This is a genomic window from Humibacter soli (assembly GCF_054779035.1).
Map to the genome: position 1 here is coordinate 1,995,512 of NZ_BAAGYX010000001.1, position 18,253 is coordinate 2,013,764.

An 18,253-nucleotide genomic window follows, 5' to 3' on the forward strand; every position below is an offset into this window, starting at 1 on the left:
CGCACCCAGAAAGAGTGAAGTGACAGAGAACACCGCTGTGCGATCACCACTGAGCGACGTGAAGCAAGATCGGGCGGGCGGTAACGGCGCCCAGCGTCCCGGTTCCCCCCGCAGGGGGGCCGGGACGGCCCGTGTCAAAGCCCGTCCGGCCGACCGCATCTTCCGTACCCTGAGCACCGGCTCCGCCGGTCTCATCATGGTGATCCTGGCGGGCGTCGCCCTGTTCCTGATCATCAAGGCCATTCCGGCGATCGGCGCCAACTGGGCGACGAACCCCGACCTGAGCCACGGCACCACCCAGGGCCACACGTCGTTCCTCAACTACGTCGGCCCGCTCATCTGGGGCACGCTCTGGTCATCCTTCATCGCGCTCGTGCTCGGTGCACCGGTCGCGATCGGCATCGCCCTCTTCATCTCGCACTACGCGCCGCGCCGCCTGGCGAGCGTTCTCGGCTACCTGGTCGATCTGCTCGCCGCCGTGCCGTCCGTCGTCTTCGGCCTGTGGGGCATCTTCGTCATCCGGCCGTTCATCATCCCGTTCCAGGACTGGCTCAACCAGTACCTCGGCTGGATCCCGCTCTTCGGCGGCCCCGTGTCTCACACCGGATCGACCATCCTCGCCGGTGGCATCGTGCTGGCCGTCATGATCCTTCCGATCATCACCTCGATCTCACGCGAGATCTTCCTACAGACCCCGCGCCTTCACGAAGAGGCCGCACTCGCCCTCGGCTCCACGAAGTGGGAGATGGTCAGACTGGCCGTCTTCCCCTACGCCCGAAGCGGCATCGTGAGCGCCACCCTGCTCGGCCTTGGTCGCGCGCTCGGTGAGACGATGGCCATCGCGCTGATCATCTCGCCCTCGCTGATCTACTCGATCCACCTGATCACCGACACCAAGAACTCGCAGACCATCGCGGCGAACACCGCCCTGAACTTCCCCGAGTCGAACCCGCTGCAGCGCGACGCGCTGATCGCGACCGGCCTCACCCTGTTCATCATCTCGTTCGCCGTGAACTTCATCGCCAGATGGGTCGTCGGGCGGGCAGATGCCGGCAAGGCAGGGGGCAAGAAGAAGCGGGCGAAGCAGCTGCCGCCGTCCGACCCGACCTCCATGCTCACGGCGGACGCGACGGACAGCCCGCTGAAGGTCCGGTCGGAGAACGCCGCCGAAGACCTAGAAGTCGGTGATCCGAGCGACCTCGCCGCGGACGAAGCCCGTGCCGCCCTTGCAGAAAAGGACGCTGACCGATGAGCGCCACCGCCATCCCGAACAGCCGCCGACCCCGCGGCCCCGTACCCAACGCACTCGTCTCAGGGCAGCTCCCCCGGTTCTTCGAGCTGTACGCACTGATCGGGGCGCTGGCCGTCAGTGCGATCATCCTCGCTCTCATCGGCTTCAACATCGCCGGCTGGCTCGTGCTGTCAGCCGTGATCTACCTGCTCGGCATCGGCATCCTGTCCAGCGTCGTGGAGAACAGGCGCAAGGCGACAGACCGCATCGTGCGCGGCCTCGTCACCATCGCGTTCCTTCTCGCGCTGATTCCGCTGATCTCGACGCTGATCACGGTGATCGCCGGCGGTGCACCGGTGCTCACCTGGCAGTTCATCACCACAACCGGCGGAAGCGTTTTCGACCCGCAGACCCTCAAGGTCACGGTCATCCAGGGCGCGTGGCAGGCCGTTGTCGGCACGCTGATCATCACCGGCATCGCGGCGGTGATCTCGATTCCGATCGGCATCCTGGCCGCCATCTACCTGGTGGAATACGCTCAGCCGAAGCAGTGGATGGCGCGCACGGTCACCTTCCTGGTCGACGTCATGACGGGCATCCCCTCGATCGTCGCCGGTCTGTTCGCGTTCTCGCTGTTCACCCTGATCGTCGGGCCGAAGGCATTCAGCGGATTCTCCGCATCGATCGCCCTGTCCGTTTTGATGATCCCGATCGTGATCAGGTCGACGGAGGAGATGCTCAAGCTCGTCTCCAGCGACCTGCGCGAAGCGTCGTACGCGCTCGGCGTGACGAAGTTCTCCACGATCGTGCGCATCGTGCTGCCGACGGCCATCGCGGGCATCATCACCGGTGTCATGCTTGCGATCTCGCGTGTCATCGGTGAGACCGCGCCGATCTTCATCGCGGCGAGCTTCACCAACAACTTCAACGCCAACCCGTTCGAGGGTCCGATGCAGACGCTGCCCGTCATGGCGTACGCGGACTACAAGTTCCCATCGACGGACATCCAGGCGTCGTACCAGTCGGCGTGGGGTGCTGCATTGCTCCTCGTGCTGCTCGTCGTCATCTTCAACCTGATCGCGCGCATCGTCGCCAGAGTCTTCGCCCCCAAGGGCCTGCGCTGACGCGCGGGACCACTCAGAACCAGTAGGAGCAAGCGTGTCCAAGCGCATCAACGTGAACGACCTCAACGTCTACTACGGCGACTTCCTCGCCGTCGAAGGCGTGAGCATGACGATCGAGCCGCGCACCGTCACCGCCTTCATCGGCCCGAGCGGTTGCGGCAAGTCGACCTTCCTGCGCACCCTCAACCGCATGCACGAGGTGATCCCCGGCGCACACGTGGAGGGCGATGTGCTCATCGACGGCGACAACCTCTACGCGCCGGGCGTCGACCCCGTGCTGGTGCGTCGGCAGGTCGGCATGGTGTTCCAGCGGGCGAACCCGTTCCCCACCATGTCCATCCGCGACAACGTGCTCGCCGGCGTCAAGCTGAACAGCAAGCGCATCAGCAAGAGCGACGCCGACGGCCTCGTCGAGAAGTCGCTGCAGGGCGCGAACCTGTGGAACGAGGTGAAGGACCGCCTCCACCTGCCGGGCTCTGGTCTCTCGGGCGGACAGCAGCAACGTCTGTGCATCGCGCGTGCGATCGCGGTCTCCCCGGACATCCTGCTGATGGACGAGCCGTGCTCGGCTCTCGACCCGATCTCGACGCTCGCGATCGAGGACCTTATCGAGGAGCTCAAGCGCGAGTACACGATCGTGATCGTCACGCACAACATGCAGCAGGCGACCCGCGTCTCGGACAAGACGGCGTTCTTCAACATCGCGGGAACCGGCAAGCCGGGCAAGCTCATCGAGTACGACGACACCGCGACCATCTTCACGAAGCCGACGGTGCAGGCCACCGAGGACTACGTCTCCGGCCGCTTCGGATAAGCCGGCTCGTACCGCGAGACTGCACGCCCGCGCGACGACTGTGGGTAATACCCGCAGCTTCGGCGTGGGCGTGCAGTCTCGCGACGGTTCGGTAAACTAGTCAGCGGCCGGGCCGCAGTAACCCCGGGCTCCATCATTCGCCGCTCCGAGCGGCCTCGCGCCGAGAGGCGTTCTGCGGCCTGGCCGTACTTGATGTGATCCGGGCTGTGCCCGGATCACATCAATCCAAGGAGTCTCCTCGCCAGAGGGATGCTGCGGCGGTGAGCTCTGCGGCGAACTGGGAGAAGCGCAGGGCGCGACGCGTGAGCACCGTTGCACGCTCGGGCTCGGTCGGCTCGGCGTCATCCGCGAGGCTCGTGCATCCCGAGGCGCTCACCCGGCAGAAGGCCGCGGCGCGCTCGAGGGCGACGGCGAAGTCACCCTCGAAGACGCCGCGAAGAATACGGTCGGCGAGGTCGATGATCTCGCTCGGACCCGTCGGCAACTCGGCCCCCGCGACGACGGGGTCGATGGACTGCAGGATGTCCGCCCCTCGCTGATACTGCAGGCTCGCCGCGTGCGGATCCTCGCGGATCGCCAACCGCAGCAGGTAGATGCGCCAGAGCGCGCCGGGCAGGCTGCGAGCGCCCGCCTGCGACCACAGCTCGGCGATGGCGTCGATGCCGTTCTCGTCGGTGTAGTTGACGAGCCGCGACACCACCTCGGGATCCGGATGCCTGCGCACGCGTTCCAGCAGCGCCGCGGCGGTCTCGTGTGCCACGCGGCTGGCCTCCGCCGGGTCGTCCGCACCGTGGAAGGTCTCGAACTTGCCGCCGGAGAACTTGGTCGGCTTGTGGAACGGGCGGCTCTCGTCGGTCATCCCTCCAGCATCCCGTATGCGCACCGGTGCCGCAGGGGCTGATGCGGTGGGCGGGGCGGCGGATGAGGCAGCGAACGGTTCGGGACGCCGTACCGCCCCGGGTAGATTGTTCTCTGACGCCCCTCTAGCTCAGTTGGTAGAGCATCGGACTTTTAATCCGCGGGTCGCCGGTTCGAGCCCGGCGGGGGGCACCGATGAATCACTGGGATCCCGGCCCGTGCGTGACTGAATCAGCCTTCTCGAATCTGGGATTGGAGCCGGCCACGTGTCTAACGTCAACAATCTTCGTATCGGTGTGCTCGGCGCGGCTCGGATCGTCCACCATGCACTGATCACGCCTGCCGCCGGAATCCCGGGCGTAGACGTGACCGTCATCGGCGCGCGCGACGGGGAGAGAGCGGCGGCGCACGCCCGCAAGTACGGCATCCCAGCGGCGGTCACTGGGTATGACCGTGTGCTCGAGCACCCCGAGGTGGACGCCGTATACATTCCCTTGCCGAACAGCCTGCACGCCGAGTGGGTTCTCAAAGCGGTCGAAGCAGGCAAACACGTTCTGTGCGAGAAGCCGTTCGTGTCGAACGCAGCCCAAGCGCAACGCGTTGCCGCTGCGGTCGCCGGAGAAGGCAAGATCGTCATGCAGGCCTTCCACTACCGGTACCACCCGTTCACCGAGCGCATCCGCCAAGTCGTGGCTTCGGGCGAGCTCGGCGCGATCCGGTCGATCGAAGTCGTTCTTCACGCGCCGATCCCACCGGGCAAAGACATCCGGTGGAGCTTCGACCTCGCAGGCGGCTCGATGATGGATCTTGGATCGTATGCCGCCCATATGCTTCGGCACGTCATCGGAGAGGAACCCGAGGTCGTCTCTGCTGCCGCCAAGACCTGGCGCAAAGGGTCGGTGGATCGCTGGATGCGCGGCGAGGTCGCGTTCCCAAGCGGCGCGATGGGCGGATTCAGCGTGGCGATGTGGTCCGGACGCCTTCTCACGATGGGTCTTCACGTCATCGGCGAACAGGGTGAGATGCACGTGCGCAACCCGCTGATGCCGCAACTGCTCGGGAAGGCGGTGATCCACACCCCGACCGGCCGAACCGTCGACCGCGCCGAACATCGCTCAAGCTATGCGGCCCAGCTGGAAGCCTTCCGCAACGCAGTGCTGCACGGCCGCCCCGTGATCACCGACCCGGACGACGCAGTAGCGACTATGAAGATCATCGACGCGACCTACACCGCCGCGGGACTGCCGATCCGACCCGGCGAATGAGCGGCACTGAAGCCACTCCCATAGCGATCACCGCGCCGCGCGGCACCGCCAGCGCTTGTCGTGAGCAATCCTCAGGCGTATTTTGGGAGAGCTGCGACCGTCAGGAGCCAGGTATGAGCTCGAACGAGATCCGTCCATTCCGTGTTGAGATTCCTCAGGAGGAGCTCGACGATCTGAATCGCCGGATTCGGGCGACGCGATGGCCGACGAAAGAGACGGTCAGCGATGCCTCCCAGGGCGTCCAGTTGGCCACGATGCAGGCCGTTGCCGACTACTGGTCCACCCGCCACGACTGGCGGAAGGTCGAGGCGCGGCTGAACTCGTTCCCCCAGTTCCTCACCGAGATCGACGGCGTCGACATCCATTTCTTACACGTGCGTTCGAGGCACGAGGATGCCCTGCCGATGATCGTGACCCACGGGTGGCCCGGCTCGGTCATCGAGCAGTTGAAGATCATCGAGCCGCTCACCGATCCCGAGTCGTATGGGGGCACCCCGGCGGACGCGTTCCACCTGGTGATCCCCTCGCTGCCCGGCCACGGATTCTCGGGCAAGCCGACTGTCACGGGCTGGGATCCGATCCGGATCGCGTCGGCATGGGCCGCGCTGATGTCGCGCCTTGGCTACACCCGATACGTGGCTCAGGGCGGCGACTGGGGCAACGCGGTGACGGAGCAACTGGCGTTGCAGAAGCCGCCCGGCCTGATCGGCATCCACACCAACATGCCCGCGGCCGAGCCCGACGCGATCTCGGCGATCGTTCCAGGTGGTCCAGAACCGGCGGGCTTGTCCGAGGATGAGAAGCAGGCATGGGATCAGCTGGTCTACTTCTGGCTGCACGGCCTCGGCTATGCGCAGGAGATGGCTGGCCGACCGCAGACGCTGTACGCCCTCGAGGACTCCCCGATCGGCCTGGCCTCCTGGATGCTCGACCACGACCCGGCCAGCGAGGCGATGATCGCGCGGGTCTTCGCCGGTGGCACGGAGGGTCTCTCTATGGATGACGTGCTCGACAACGTCGACCTGTACTGGTTCACGAAGACGGCCGTCTCATCCGCCCGGCTCTACTGGGAGAGCAACCTGTCGTTCTTCGGCCCGAAGGGCGTGACGCTGCCCACCGCGGTCAGCGCGTTCCCCGAGGAGATCTACACAGCTCCCGAGAGCTGGGTGCGCGCCGCCTATCCGAACTTGCTCCGGTACAACCGGCTGGCGAAGGGCGGCCACTTCGCGGCCTGGGAGCAGTCGGACGCGTTCGTGAGCGAGATGCGCGAGTCCTTCAAGACGCTGCGCTGAAGGCGGACCTCGTGCTCCGGATCAAGCAGATCGACGCCGGTGTGCTCAACGTCGGCTACGTGGAGGACGGGCCCGTCGACGGGCAGACCGTGCTTCTCTTGCACGGCTGGCCCTACGACATTCACGCATTCGACGAGGTGACCCCGAAGCTCGCGGACGCCGGGTACCGGGTCATCGTCCCTTATCTGCGCGGGTACGGTTCGACCCGGTTTCTGCGCGACGACGCTGTGCGCAACGGCGAGCCGGCGGCCTTGGGACGTGATGCGATCGATCTGATGGATGCCCTGGGCATCCCGACGGCGATAGTCGCCGGGTTCGATTGGGGTGCCCGAACTGCCGACGTGATGTCGGCACTCTGGCCGGAGCGGTGCGCCGCGCTGGTCTCGGTGAGCGGCTATCTGATCGGCAGTCAGGCCAGTGGCGCTTCGCCGTTGCCTCCGGCCGCCGAGCAGCTCTGGTGGTATCAGTTCTATTTCGCGACCGAGCGCGGGCGCGCGGGATACGCCGCGAACACCCGCGAATTCGCCGAGCTGATCTGGCGCACCGCGTCACCGAAGTGGGCATTCGACGACGCGACCTTCGCCCGCAGCGCAGCGGCGTTCGACAGTCCCGATCACGTCGAAGTCGTCATCCACAACTACCGGTGGCGGCTGGGACTGGCCGAAGGAGAGCCTCAGTACGCCGACCTCGAGGCGCAGCTGGCGTCGGCTCCCACGATCACTGTGCCGACCATCACGATGGAAGGCGACGCGAACGGCGCACCGCATCCGGACCCCAGTTCTTACGCGGCGAAGTTCTCGGGGTGGTACTCCCATCGCATGGTCGGAGGTGGGGTCGGCCACAATCTGCCGCAGGAGGCACCACAGGAGTTCGTCGACGCCATCCTCGACGTGGCGTCGCGATCCGGCGATGCAGCCCACGTGACTGCAACAGGTGGATAGGAGAAGAGCGATGAGCATGATCGACGACGCACTGGCGGCCAATGCGGCCGCAGCCGCCGGATACGACGCGAGCCGTGGAGGGCCGCCGAAGCCCAAGATCGCGATCGTGACCTGCGCGGATCCCCGCCTCAGCGGCATCCTCGGACTGCTCGGATTGGATGAGGCCGACGTCGACATGATCCGAAACGTCGGCACGGTGATCGACGACGATTCGATCAGGTCGCTGGTGATCTCGACGCGTGTCCTTGGAACGAAGGAGATCATGATCATCAACCACGACGGATGCGGAATGACCACCTTCACCGACTCAGCCCTCGAGTCGCGTCTGCGTTCGGAGTCCGGTCAGTGGCCGATCGCCCCTGCCCGATTCTTCAGCTTCACGGACCCGGTGGCGAACACGCGGGAGCAGGTACGCAAAACGCGATCGCATCCGTGGATCGCCGCCGACGTGCCCGTTCGCGGATTCATCTTCGACGTCAGCACAGGGTTGCTGTCCGAGGTGACCGCTGATGACGCGTCCAGCGACGTCGGGTGACGGGGGTCCGATCGTGCCGGGCGACTCGCGACAGCCGAGCGAGGCGATGCAGCACCTTCTGCGCTCGTTGAAGCAACGCCAGGCCGAATCCCCTCCCTCGCCGCCGTCGCTCGCGGACGAGCGCGCGAACTTCGCCCCGGCGGGTCCTGTGTACCCGATCCCCGACGACGTCACGGTGACCGAGGTGTCGGCCGACGGGGTTCTCGCATACTGGCTGGATGCCCCAGGAGCGGACCACGACCGGGTGCTGTTGTTTCTCCACGGCGGCGGGTATCGATTCGGCTCGATCCGCAGTGATGGCGAGCTGGCGGCGCGCATCGGGCGTGCCGCGGGGATGCGCGTGTTGTTCGTCGAGTACCGGTTGGCTCCCGAGCATCCGTATCCGGCTGCCATCGATGACGTTCTGACCGTATGGAGCTGGCTGCATACCGGGCCAGGGACAGTCCCGCGCACCGCAGCGGTCGCCGGTGACTCGGCAGGCGGTGGCCTCGCTGTCGCACTGCTCGTCGCAACACGCGACGACGGCGGGAACCAGGCCCGGGCGGCGGTGCTCATGTCGCCGACCGTCGATCTGACGAGCTCGGGCGCGTCGATGTCGGAGCGGATCGATCAGGACCCGATCTCGACGCCGGACCTCCTTCACGAGCTCGCTGCCGACTATCTCGCCGGCGCAGACCCCCGAACACCCCTCGCCTCCCCGCTGTTCGCGCCGCTCAACGGCTTACCGCCACTCCTGATCCTGGTCGGAACCGCCGATCTGCTTCTCAGCGACTCCGAACGATTGGCGAAGGCCGCTTCAGACGCAGGCGTCGAGGTCGAGCTGCAGATCGGTGATGGCCTCCCTCACGTCTATCCGCTCATGCTCGGCACTCCCGAGGCTGCTGCGGCTACTGCGAGAATCGGCCGCTTTCTGCATCAAAGAGTCGCCTGACCATCGAAAAACCGGTTAGGTGAGCGCCTTGGCGAGTAGTTGGCCGAGTGCCCGTTGCTCACTCGGGTCGAGCGAGCCAAGCATCGACTGGAGTGTGCGGGTGAATTCGTCGGTGAGTTGCTCAGCCAGCCTCGCGCCCTCGTCGCTGAGCATCACGTCGACAGCACGCCTGTCGACTGGGTTGGGGGCTCGAGTGACAAGCCCCAGTGCCTCGGCGCGAGAGACCAACCCGGTCAACGTCGACTTTTCTAGACCGAGATGATCGACCAGGTCCGACATTCGAGGGCGTCGGTCGCGAAGGATTGCAAGCACGCGCAGCTGAGTCAGCGAAAGATCGTTGTCCGCCGCGAGCTTGGTCAGTGCTCCCATCATCCAGAAGGCCATCTGGGACAGAGCGTCGACGAGTCCCGCCGTGAAGTCGGGCGCCCCGGCGCCGCGCTCGAGAGAGGGCAACATGCCTCCTTGCATTGGTACGTAATACGAACTAGGTTAGTTCGTATTACCAACTATATCAGGAGGGGTCGTGAAGGCAGCTGTTGTCAGTCGGTTCGACCGGCCACCACGATTCGAGGAATTCCCACTTCCTACGGAACTCGGTCCGCATCAGGAGATAGTCGATGTTCTCGCCGCCGGTCTGCATCCGCGCGTGCGATCCCAGGCAGCCGGAGCGCACTACACCAGCACGGACGAGCTTCCCCTGGTGCCGGGCATCGACGGTGTTGGCCGCACCGCGGAAGGCCAGCTGCTCTATTTCATCCTTCCCGATTCCGCGCTCGGGTCTATGGCTGAACGAACCGTCATAGACCGTCGCCGCAGCATCTCGCTCCCTGCAGGAGTCGACCCCGTTCAGATCGCCGCCGCCATGAACCCTGCGATGTCGTCCTGGGTCGCACTTCGGCGTCGCATCGCTATTCAGCCGGGCCAGAACGTTCTGGTCCTGGGCGCCACGGGAAACGCAGGTCGCCTGGCGATCCAGGTGGCGAAGTATCTCGGCGCAGGAAACGTGACCGCTGTCGGCCGCGGTGCGCACAGGCTGACGGGACAGGGCGCCGACGCGATCGTCTCGCTCGACGGAGACGAGCACGAAGTGGCCGAGGTACTTGGCGACGCCGGAACGGAGATCGATATCGTGCTCGACTACCTCTGGGGGGCGCCAACCAGTGACGCCCTCCGCGCCATCGTCCCCCGCCGCGAAGACGACGAACGGCAGCTGACCTGGATCCAGGTCGGGTCGGTCGCAGGAGCGGACGCGGCAATCCCCTCCGCGGCGCTCCGCGCCACGAAGCTGCAGCTGATCGGCAGCGGGCAGGGATCTGTCACCACCGGAGACATCGTCACCGAGCTCTCTGCCCTCACCGCCGCCATGAGCGACGCCGCTTTCGTCATTTCGGCACGGCCAGTCGCCCTTCGTCACGTTCAGCAAGCGTGGCAGGAGAGCACCGGATCGACCGACCGACTCGTTCTCACCACATCAGAATGACGGTGATCAGGGACGCGTCCGGCTGCGGGCGCCACTGAATCGCTGGCTCGTTGCTCAGCGCCTGCTGGCGATCATGTAACGCTCGTCGTCGATCACTTTGCCCCAGTAGATGGGTTCGGACATCGAGCGAACGGACGCTTCTCTCCGGCTGCCAAGGACGATCCGCTGCGCCTCGCGCGCCGTGAGACCCGCTGAGCCCCACCGCCCCTCGATGAGCACCATGACCCCCTGCGGCTTCAGAAGCTCGACCCATCTGCGCACTGCCAGGGCAGGATCAGGCATCGCCCACAAGACGTGCCGGCACAAGACGACGTCGTAGCCGGCCCGATCGAGACCCGGAGCGGCCGCGTCCCCGATCACGAACCTCGCCTCTGGCACCTTCTGCCGTGCACGACGGACCATCTCCGGGGAGAAGTCGAGGCCATCGACCAGATACCCGGCGTCGGTCAAGAGACGAGTCAATGTGCCCGTGCCGCATCCGATATCGGCCACTCGCGCCGGCGCACCGGGGAGCGCCTCCAGAAGCAGATCGCGCCACGCGGCCCGGGTTCGCGGATCCGCGAGCCCATGGTCCGCCGCGTCGTCGAAAGTCTCGGCGGCGTCATCCCAAAGTTCCCGACCCATCACGCCACGCTAGGACCGACCTCCGACACTGACTCGACGATGGGACGGTCGCATGCGGAACGGTCCGCCCGTGCAGAGGTTGCGGCGGGCACGTGATGTGGGTTTCATACATCATGACCGGGGAATGATTGCCGTGCCCCGGGTGTTCATAATCAATGCAAACGCATATAACGGCAATCGGATCGCGGCGTTCGCCCAGCACGGTCCTACAAACAGGGGGTCATCCTCATGCAGTTCGGAATCTTCTCGGTCAGCGACATCACTCGCGACCCGGTCAGCGGAGAGACGCCCAGCGAGGCTGAGCGCATCTCGGCGGCCGTGAAGATCGCGGTCAAGGCAGAGGAGGTGGGCCTCGACGTCTTCGCCATCGGCGAGCACCACAACCCGCCGTTCTTCTCCTCGTCACCCACCACGCTGCTCGCGCACATCGCCGCGCTCACGAAGCGCCTCGTGCTCACGACCTCCACGACGCTGATCACCACCAACGACCCGGTGCGCATCGCCGAGGAGTACGCGATGCTGCAGCACCTCTCGCAGGGCCGCATGGACCTCATGCTCGGCCGCGGCAACACGGCGCCCGTCTACCCGTGGTTCGGGCAGGACATCCGGCAGGGCCTCCCCCTCGCACTCGAGCACTACAACCTGCTGCACCGCCTGTGGCGCGAAGACGTCGTGGACTGGGAGGGACGTTTCCGCACCCCGCTGCAGGGCTTCACCTCCACTCCGCGGCCACTCGACGACGTTCCACCGTTCGTGTGGCACGGGTCGATCCGCACCCCGGAGATCGCTGAGCAGGCCGCGTACTACGGCGACGGTTTCTTCGCGAACCACATCTTCTGGCCGAAGGAGCACACCCAGCGCATGGTGGAGTTCTACCGTCAGCGCTTCGAGCACTACGGGCACGGCAGCGCCAAGCAGGCGATCGTCGGGCTCGGTGGGCAGACATACATCGCGAAGACCTCGCAGGATGCCGCACGCGAGTTCCGGCCCTACTTCAACGAGGCGCCGGTCTACGGCCACGGCCCGACCATGGAGGACTTCACCCAGCAGACACCGCTCACGGTAGGCAGCCCGCAGGAGGTCATCGACAAGACGCTGTCGTTCCACGACTACGTCGGCGACTATCAGCGCCAGCTCTTCCTGATCGACCACGCCGGGCTGCCGCTCGGTGCGGTGCTCGACCAGCTCGAGCTGCTCGGCGGCGAGGTCGTCCCTGTACTGCGCGCGGAGCTGGAAGCTCGCCGCGACCCCGAGGTGCCGGATGCGCCGACCCACCAGAGCCTGGTGAAGGCGAAGTACGGTGACGACGAGCCGCGTCAGCCCCGGCCGAACGCCAACCGCGGTGACAACGTGACCGGTGGATCCCCCTATCAGGACACGGCTGACGACGAGAGCGCCGACGGCCACACAGCAGAGGTCGACGCGTGACCGGCAGCAGAAACGAGGATCGGGGGCAGGACGTGAGCATGAGGATGCCTCAGCGCGAGTTCCGGCTCGTGGTGGTGAACGCCGGCATCAGCGACCCGTCGTCGACGAAGCTGCTCGGCGACCGCATCGCCCAGTCGGCGCGCGACATTGCGGAGCAGCGCGGAAGCACGGTGTCCATCGCGACGGTCGAGCTGCGGGAACTTCTTCCCGAGCTGTCCGGTGCGCTGGCATCCGGCCTGCTCGGCCCGCGCTTCACCGCCGCAGTCGAGGCATTGCGGGAGGCCGACGGCGTGATCGCCAGCACGCCCGTCTACAAGGCCGGACCGAGCGGGCTCTTCAGCTCGTTCTTCCAGGTGCTCGACAACGATCTGCTGATCGCGAAGCCTGTTGCGCTCGGTGCGACGGCGGGGACGGCACGGCACGCGCTCGTCGTCGACGAGCAGATGCGGTCGCTCTTCGCCTACCTTCGCGCGCTGACCGTGCCGACGTCGGTGTTCGCATCGACGGAGGACTGGCAGGACAAATCTCTCGGTTCCCGCATCGATCGTGCGGCCTTCGAGCTCGTGCTGCTGATGGAGAGCGGATTCGAGCGCTCGGTGCGCGGAGAGTCGTGGCGCAGGTACCAGCACGAGTACGGCAGCGCGGGCGGATCCGAGCTGTCGATCGACCTGAACAGCGACCTGATGCGGCTCGCGACCGGCGGGTCGCTCGCTCCCGAGAACGCCGGAATCGCGGGCATCGACGAGGACTGAGGAAGCCGGTCAGCGGGTCTCGCCATAACCGTCACCCGTGCCGGTTAGACTCGCCCGACGATGTCCGTGAAGCTCCAGACTCGTCCGCCCGTGCCGCCTGAATCGGCGGCTCCAACCCGCATCGGCGGGCTGGACGGGCTGCGCGCGCTGGCGGTGCTCGCTGTGATCGGATACCACTTCCTGCCCACCGCGTTCCCCGGCGGCTTCATCGGCGTCGACGTGTTCTTCGTGATCAGCGGATTCCTGATCACGACGCTCCTACTCGGCGCGATCCGACGCAAAGAGCCGATGAAGCGCTTCTGGGCACGACGGGCGCGACGTCTGCTGCCGGCGCTTCTGATCGTCGTGATCCTCTGCAGCACGGTCGCGGTGCTGATCGGCGGCGACGTGCTGGTCGGCCTCGGCGCTCAGGTGCTGGGTGCCGTCACGTTCAGCAGCAACTGGGTCGACATCGCGCTCGACCAGAGCTACTTCGCGTCGACATCGCCCGAGCTGTTCCGCAACCTGTGGTCGCTGGGGGTCGAGGAGCAGTTCTACCTCGTCTGGCCGCTCATCATGCTGCTCATCGTGGCCGTGCTGCCGCGCGGAGCACGTCCCATGGCGGCTCTCGTGCTCGGTGCCGCGTCCGCGATCGCGATGGCACTGCTGTATGTGCCTGGCTCCGACCCGAGCCGGGTCTACTACGGAACAGACACCCACTTCTTCGGCCTCGCGTTCGGCGCAGCCCTCGCACTCGCGCTCGACGGTCTCTCCCGCTATGACGAGTACGGCCGCCCTCGTCTCGCCGGGCGGCTCGAGGCTCGCTGGGCGCCCTTGGTCGGGATCGTCTCCCTGATCGGGCTGGCCGCCTTCGTGTTGCTCGTGCACGACACGGCGGCGTTCCCGTATGACGGAGGGCTGGTGCTGGCATCCGTCGCCTCGGTCGGCATCGTCTGGTCGGCGACCAGGCACAGGGCGACCATGGGCAGGATGCTCGACGCACCACCCCTCCGCGCGGTCGGTGTGCGCTCCTACGGCATCTACCTCTGGCACCTGCCGATCTGGGTCCTGCTGGGACTCGTCTGGCCCCTATCGCACGATTGGCCGACGGCCGCCGGCAAGGTCGTCGTCGCGCTGGCACTGACCGCGGCGGCGGCGTGGCTGTCGTACCGCTTCGTGGAGACACCGATTCGCACGCGCGGGTTCGGCGTGCTCATCCAGCCGTTCCGCAGCGACATACGGCGCGCGCATCCCGCCGCCTTCGTGGCCGGATGCACCGCACTGGTGCTTCTGATGGTCGGGGTGGCCTCAACCTCGGCCGCCGCCATGAAGAGCGTCTCGTACGTGTCGACGGCTCAGCGGCAGGTCGCCAGCGGGCAGGCCGCGATCGACAGAGCGCGCTCCGAGGCGCTGCACGCGACGCCGACGCCGACGGGGAATCCGACTGCGTCAGCGTCGGCGCGACCGACCACGTCACCATCGGCGAAGCCGACGCCGTCGCCATCGGCGAGTCCGTCCCGATCCGGCACGCCTGCCCTGCCGGCCATCCCCGCAGCTCCCGCCCCGCGTGACGGCAGCGACATCACGGCGATCGGCGACTCTGTGATGCTCGCGTCCGCGCCGGCTTTGCTTCGCGCGTTCCCTGGCATCGACATCGACGCCGTCGTCTCACGTTCACCGAGGGATGCGCCCGACTTGATCGCGCAGAAGGCGGCCGCGGGAAAGCTGAGGTCGGTGATCTTGATCGGGCTCGGCACGAACGGCTATCTCGGCACCGGAACCCTCGACCGGGTTCTGGCGGCGGCGGGACCCGACCGCAAGATCGTCTTCGTCAACATCTACGCGGACGAGCCGTGGCTCGGCGAGGTCGACGGCGACCTGGCAGCGTTCGTCGCCGCGCATCCTGGCCAGACCGCCCTTGCGGATTGGCACGATGCCATCGCGCCGCACGTCGACGTGCTCGCACCCGACCACATCCACCCGGGCGGCACGGGCGGCCAGATCTACGCGGCGTGCGTGGCGGACGCGCTGGATCGACTCGGCTGAGCGGCGGGTTTCGAGACGCGCCGCTTCGCGGTGCTCCTCAACCCACGGGAGCGGCTGAGTGGCCCAGCGTCAGCGCTCCACGACTACCTTGCCGACAGTGTGCCCCGATTCGACCAGCCGGTGGGCCTCGCGGAAGGTCGCGGCGTCCCATCCGTGCAGCACCGTGGTGACCGTGGACACCACGCGGCCCGAGTCGACCAGAGCGGCGACGGCGTTCAGAAGCTCGTGCTGCACGATCATGTCGGTCGTGCGTTGCACCGGACGGGCGAACATGTACTCCCAGTGCCAGCTGAGGCTCTTGGGCTTGAGTGCGTCGAGGTCGACATCCTTGCCGGAATCGATGGCGACGACACCGCCGAACGGCCGCAGCATCGCCGCGAAGTCGGCTGCACGCCCGCCGCTGTGTGCGGAGAAGATCCAGTCGACTCCCTCCGGTGCGATGTGCTTCACCTGCGAAGCCAGGTCGTCGTGATGGTCGACGACGTCGTCCGCGCCGTGGCGTCGCACCCACGCCTCGTTCTCGACGCCCGAGGCCGTCGCGATCGTGCGCACCGACGGCAGCAACTCGCGCACGAGCTGAAGCAGGATGGACCCGACACCGCCCGTCGCGCCGACGACGAGAAGGGTTCCCTCGTCTGCTCCGCTCAGCCGGAGCTTGTCGAACAGCGACTCCCACGCGGTGATCGTGGTGAGCGGCAGCGCGGCGGCCTCGGCGAAGCCCAGCGAGCCCGGCTTTCTTCCGACGATGCGCTCATCCACGAGCTGAAGGTCGGCATCCGATCCCTGCCGATCGAGCTGTCCTGCCCACCACACCTCGTCGCCCGGCGCGAACAGTGTCACGTCGGAGCCGACCGACCGCACGATTCCCGCGCCGTCGAAGCCGAGCACGCGTGGTGCATCTAGAACGCCGCTGCCTGCTCGCTGCTTCACGTCCACCGGATTCACGGATGCCGCACGCACCTCGACCAGCACGTCACGCGGTCCGGGCTCGGGCACCGCTAGCTCGACATCGATCAGGCTCTGCTCGTCATCGATCGGGAGGCCGCGCGTCAGCGCGACCGCGTGCATGGTGGACATCCGGATCCCCTCCGCCCGTTCAGCGCCGAATCAGCGCTGCCCGACCCTGGCGAGGTTCGGCGTGATGCCCCAGGTGGCGGTGAACGTCTCCCCCGGTGACAGCCAGCGCAGGCCCTGTCCGCTGTTCAGCGCGTTCGCGGGCGCAGTCATCGGCTCGACGGCCACGGCGACCTCGCCGGGTGCGAGCGTGGCGAACGACCGGTGGGTGAAAACCTGCACGAAGCCGAATGCGTCGTCGGTCCAGAGCGTGACCGAGCGTCCGTCGGGCGCGGTGAGAGAGTGCTGCGCCCTTCCGCCGCTGTGCAGCACACCGCCGAAGCCGTCGTCGAGCGTCAGGTTGCCGACCCTTATTCCCGCGCGAAGGTCGTACTCGGTTCCGTGCACGGGGCGCTCATCCAGCACGTTCATCTGCTGGTCGACCTCGAAGTGCGTCGTGGCGTCAACGCGCAGCACGAGGCGGGCGGTCTGCACGTCACCGATCTTGAGGTAGGGGTGCGCGCCGACCGCGACCGGGGCATCCCCTTCTCCGACGTTGCGGATGGTGTGCGTCACCCTCAGTCCCTCATCGCTCAGCGCGTACCGCACCGTCGTGTCGAGCAGGAACGGGTAGCCGAGCTGCGGAAACACCGTCGCCGCGAGGGTCACCGAGTCGCGGGTGCGCAGAGTCGGTAGATAGGGCGAATAGCGGAGCAGTCCGTGGATGGCGTTGCCACGCGCCGGCTCCGTGACGGCCAGCTTCTGCTGAGTGACCGAACCCGAACCGTCACGCGTCCACCAGGTGGCATCCTTGACCCGGTTGGGCCACGGGACGAGCACGATGCCGCATCCTGACGGCGGCGTCGATGCCTCATCGAACGGCTCCGTGAGATCTATGCCGTCGACGGTATATGTGCGGATGCCCGCGGCGACCTGGGTGATCACGGCTCGCGCCCTGCCATCCGGTGTGTCGCAGCTCAGCTCGTACTGGTCTCCGGTGGGTGCGCGCATGGTACCCAGCGTAGGGTTTCGCGGCGCATCCGGCACGGGTTCACGGCGCGTCGGAGTCGGCTCGCACGATCTCCGCTTCGCCCACTGCTCTGAGCTGCGCGACGACGTCGTCCGGGGCCGAACCGCCGAGGTAGACGGCCTCGAAATCGCGGAGGTCGCCGACGCGGCCGAGATGCACCTGGCCGGCCTTCGATCCGTCGGCGACGACGACAGCGCGGGACGACGCGCGCACCATCTCCCGCTTCAGCTCGGCCTCGGGGAGGTTGATGTTGGTGACTCCTCCTGCGACATCCACACCGTTGCATCCGATGAAGGCGAGGTCGGCGCGCACGTGCTCGAACATGGCGGAGGCCAGTGGCGCGACGAGCGAATGCTGAAGCGGGCGGAGGGTCCCGCCGGTGACGATCACCTGCACGCGCGGCACGGCGTTCTCGAGCTCGAGAGCCGTGGTCAGACCGTTCGTGATCACGGTGACGTCGTGCAGGTCATCCCGCCGCACGAGCTCGCGCGCGACGGCCATGCAGGTGCTTCCGACGTCGACGATCACACTCATGCCGGGCTCGACGAGCCGGGAAACACGTCGCGCGATCGCCTGCTTCTCCTCGGCGAGGCTTTCGAGCGACTCCTCGAACGAGAGCTCGTGCAATGGACCCGTCACTCTCGGCATGGCTCCGCCGTGCACGCGGCGCACCCCTTGGAGGTTCTCGAGCACCGAGAGGTCGCCTCGCACGGTCACCTCTGACACCCCGAATGTCTCGCTCAGTTCGCCGACCCGAACGAAGCCACGCTCGCCGATCAGGGTCAGCATGCGCTGCCGCCTGATCGTCGCTGGAGCTCCTGCGTCGGGAACGGAGCCGGGAACGGAGTCCGGAACGTCGACCATAGCCTG

General features: G+C 66.8%; 18 protein-coding genes and 1 tRNA gene. 13 read left to right on the plus strand and 6 right to left on the minus strand.

What is annotated here, in order from left to right:
- Positions 1-58 precede the first annotated feature (58 nt).
- Genes pstC through pstB form a run of 3 tightly spaced genes read left to right on the plus strand, consistent with a single transcriptional unit; the run spans position 59 to position 3,169 of the window.
- The gene (gene pstC / locus ACYVDN_RS09350; RefSeq protein WP_460572309.1) at positions 59-1,252 is read left to right on the plus strand and encodes a phosphate ABC transporter permease subunit PstC; all 1,194 of its coding nucleotides are present in this window, start codon (positions 59-61) and stop codon (positions 1,250-1,252) included.
- On the plus strand, positions 1,249-2,355 hold the full coding sequence (gene pstA, locus ACYVDN_RS09355; RefSeq protein ID WP_460570680.1) for a PstA family ABC transporter permease: 1,107 nt from the start codon (positions 1,249-1,251) through the stop codon (positions 2,353-2,355). Before pstC ends, pstA begins: the two co-directional genes overlap by 4 nt.
- 34 nt (positions 2,356-2,389) lie before the next feature.
- A complete protein-coding gene (pstB, locus tag ACYVDN_RS09360) occupies positions 2,390-3,169 on the plus strand; it encodes a phosphate ABC transporter ATP-binding protein (protein WP_460570682.1) in 780 nt (259 codons plus the stop codon).
- A 220-nt stretch (positions 3,170-3,389) separates the two neighbouring features.
- Here pstB and ACYVDN_RS09365 read toward each other — a convergent pair whose 3' ends face one another.
- Positions 3,390-4,028, minus strand: a complete 639-nt coding sequence (locus tag ACYVDN_RS09365; RefSeq protein ID WP_460570684.1) for a DNA-directed RNA polymerase subunit beta — start codon at positions 4,026-4,028, stop codon at positions 3,390-3,392.
- 118 nt (positions 4,029-4,146) lie between these two features.
- Here ACYVDN_RS09365 and ACYVDN_RS09370 point away from each other — a divergent pair.
- The 6 genes from ACYVDN_RS09370 (at position 4,147) to ACYVDN_RS09395 (ending at position 8,991) form a co-directional block, all read left to right on the plus strand.
- Positions 4,147-4,219 (plus strand) — tRNA-Lys (locus ACYVDN_RS09370).
- Between the two features lie 74 nt (positions 4,220-4,293).
- Entirely contained in the window at positions 4,294-5,292 is a 999-nt protein-coding gene (locus ACYVDN_RS09375) for a Gfo/Idh/MocA family protein (RefSeq protein WP_460570686.1), read from the plus strand.
- 113 nt (positions 5,293-5,405) lie between these two features.
- Positions 5,406-6,584: an epoxide hydrolase family protein gene (locus ACYVDN_RS09380; protein WP_460570688.1), complete on the plus strand. Its 1,179-nt coding sequence runs from the start codon at positions 5,406-5,408 to the stop codon at positions 6,582-6,584.
- Positions 6,585-6,595: 11 nt separating this feature from the next.
- The gene (locus ACYVDN_RS09385; RefSeq protein WP_460570690.1) at positions 6,596-7,525 is read left to right on the plus strand and encodes an alpha/beta fold hydrolase; all 930 of its coding nucleotides are present in this window, start codon (positions 6,596-6,598) and stop codon (positions 7,523-7,525) included.
- 10 nt (positions 7,526-7,535) lie between these two features.
- Positions 7,536-8,060, plus strand: a complete 525-nt coding sequence (locus ACYVDN_RS09390; RefSeq protein WP_460570692.1) for a beta-class carbonic anhydrase — start codon at positions 7,536-7,538, stop codon at positions 8,058-8,060.
- Positions 8,035-8,991 carry an alpha/beta hydrolase gene (locus ACYVDN_RS09395; RefSeq protein ID WP_460570694.1) on the plus strand — a complete coding sequence of 319 codons (957 nt, stop codon included), beginning with the start codon at positions 8,035-8,037 and terminating at the stop codon, positions 8,989-8,991. The genes ACYVDN_RS09390 and ACYVDN_RS09395 overlap by 26 nt, the downstream gene beginning before the upstream one ends.
- Before the next feature lie 15 nt (positions 8,992-9,006).
- On the opposite strand, the gene ACYVDN_RS09400 is transcribed toward ACYVDN_RS09395, so the two are convergent.
- On the minus strand, positions 9,007-9,447 hold the full coding sequence (locus ACYVDN_RS09400) for a MarR family winged helix-turn-helix transcriptional regulator (RefSeq protein WP_460570696.1): 441 nt from the start codon (positions 9,445-9,447) through the stop codon (positions 9,007-9,009).
- 190 nt (positions 9,448-9,637) lie between these two features.
- On the opposite strand from ACYVDN_RS09400, the gene ACYVDN_RS09405 reads away from it, so the two are divergent.
- Positions 9,638-10,471, plus strand: coding sequence for a quinone oxidoreductase family protein (locus ACYVDN_RS09405; RefSeq protein WP_460570698.1), 834 nt, complete (start codon positions 9,638-9,640; stop codon positions 10,469-10,471).
- A gap of 54 nt (positions 10,472-10,525) precedes the next feature.
- Here the strand turns inward: ACYVDN_RS09405 and ACYVDN_RS09410 are convergent, their stop codons facing one another.
- Entirely contained in the window at positions 10,526-11,095 is a 570-nt protein-coding gene (locus ACYVDN_RS09410; RefSeq protein WP_460570700.1) for a class I SAM-dependent methyltransferase, read from the minus strand.
- Between the two features lie 228 nt (positions 11,096-11,323).
- Here ACYVDN_RS09410 and ACYVDN_RS09415 point away from each other — a divergent pair, with 228 nt between their 5' ends.
- Genes ACYVDN_RS09415 through ACYVDN_RS09425 form a run of 3 tightly spaced genes read left to right on the plus strand, consistent with a single transcriptional unit; the run spans position 11,324 to position 15,300 of the window.
- Positions 11,324-12,523: an LLM class flavin-dependent oxidoreductase gene (locus tag ACYVDN_RS09415; RefSeq protein ID WP_460570702.1), complete on the plus strand. Its 1,200-nt coding sequence runs from the start codon at positions 11,324-11,326 to the stop codon at positions 12,521-12,523.
- Entirely contained in the window at positions 12,520-13,275 is a 756-nt protein-coding gene (locus ACYVDN_RS09420) for an NADPH-dependent FMN reductase family protein (RefSeq protein WP_460570704.1), read from the plus strand. The genes ACYVDN_RS09415 and ACYVDN_RS09420 overlap by 4 nt, the downstream gene beginning before the upstream one ends.
- 60 nt (positions 13,276-13,335) lie before the next feature.
- Positions 13,336-15,300, plus strand: a complete 1,965-nt coding sequence (locus ACYVDN_RS09425) for an acyltransferase family protein (protein WP_460570706.1) — start codon at positions 13,336-13,338, stop codon at positions 15,298-15,300.
- Between the two features lie 69 nt (positions 15,301-15,369).
- On the opposite strand, the gene ACYVDN_RS09430 is transcribed toward ACYVDN_RS09425, so the two are convergent.
- The 3 genes from ACYVDN_RS09430 to ACYVDN_RS09440 are packed head-to-tail and all read right to left on the minus strand — an operon-like array spanning position 15,370 to position 18,247.
- On the minus strand, positions 15,370-16,377 hold the full coding sequence (locus ACYVDN_RS09430) for a zinc-binding alcohol dehydrogenase family protein (RefSeq protein WP_460570708.1): 1,008 nt from the start codon (positions 16,375-16,377) through the stop codon (positions 15,370-15,372).
- Between the two features lie 30 nt (positions 16,378-16,407).
- Positions 16,408-17,364, minus strand: coding sequence for an aldose 1-epimerase family protein (locus ACYVDN_RS09435; RefSeq protein WP_460570710.1), 957 nt, complete (start codon positions 17,362-17,364; stop codon positions 16,408-16,410).
- Between the two features lie 40 nt (positions 17,365-17,404).
- Complete coding sequence (locus tag ACYVDN_RS09440; protein WP_460570712.1) at positions 17,405-18,247, minus strand: DeoR/GlpR family DNA-binding transcription regulator; 843 nt, start codon at positions 18,245-18,247, stop codon at positions 17,405-17,407.
- Positions 18,248-18,253: the final 6 nt, after the last annotated feature.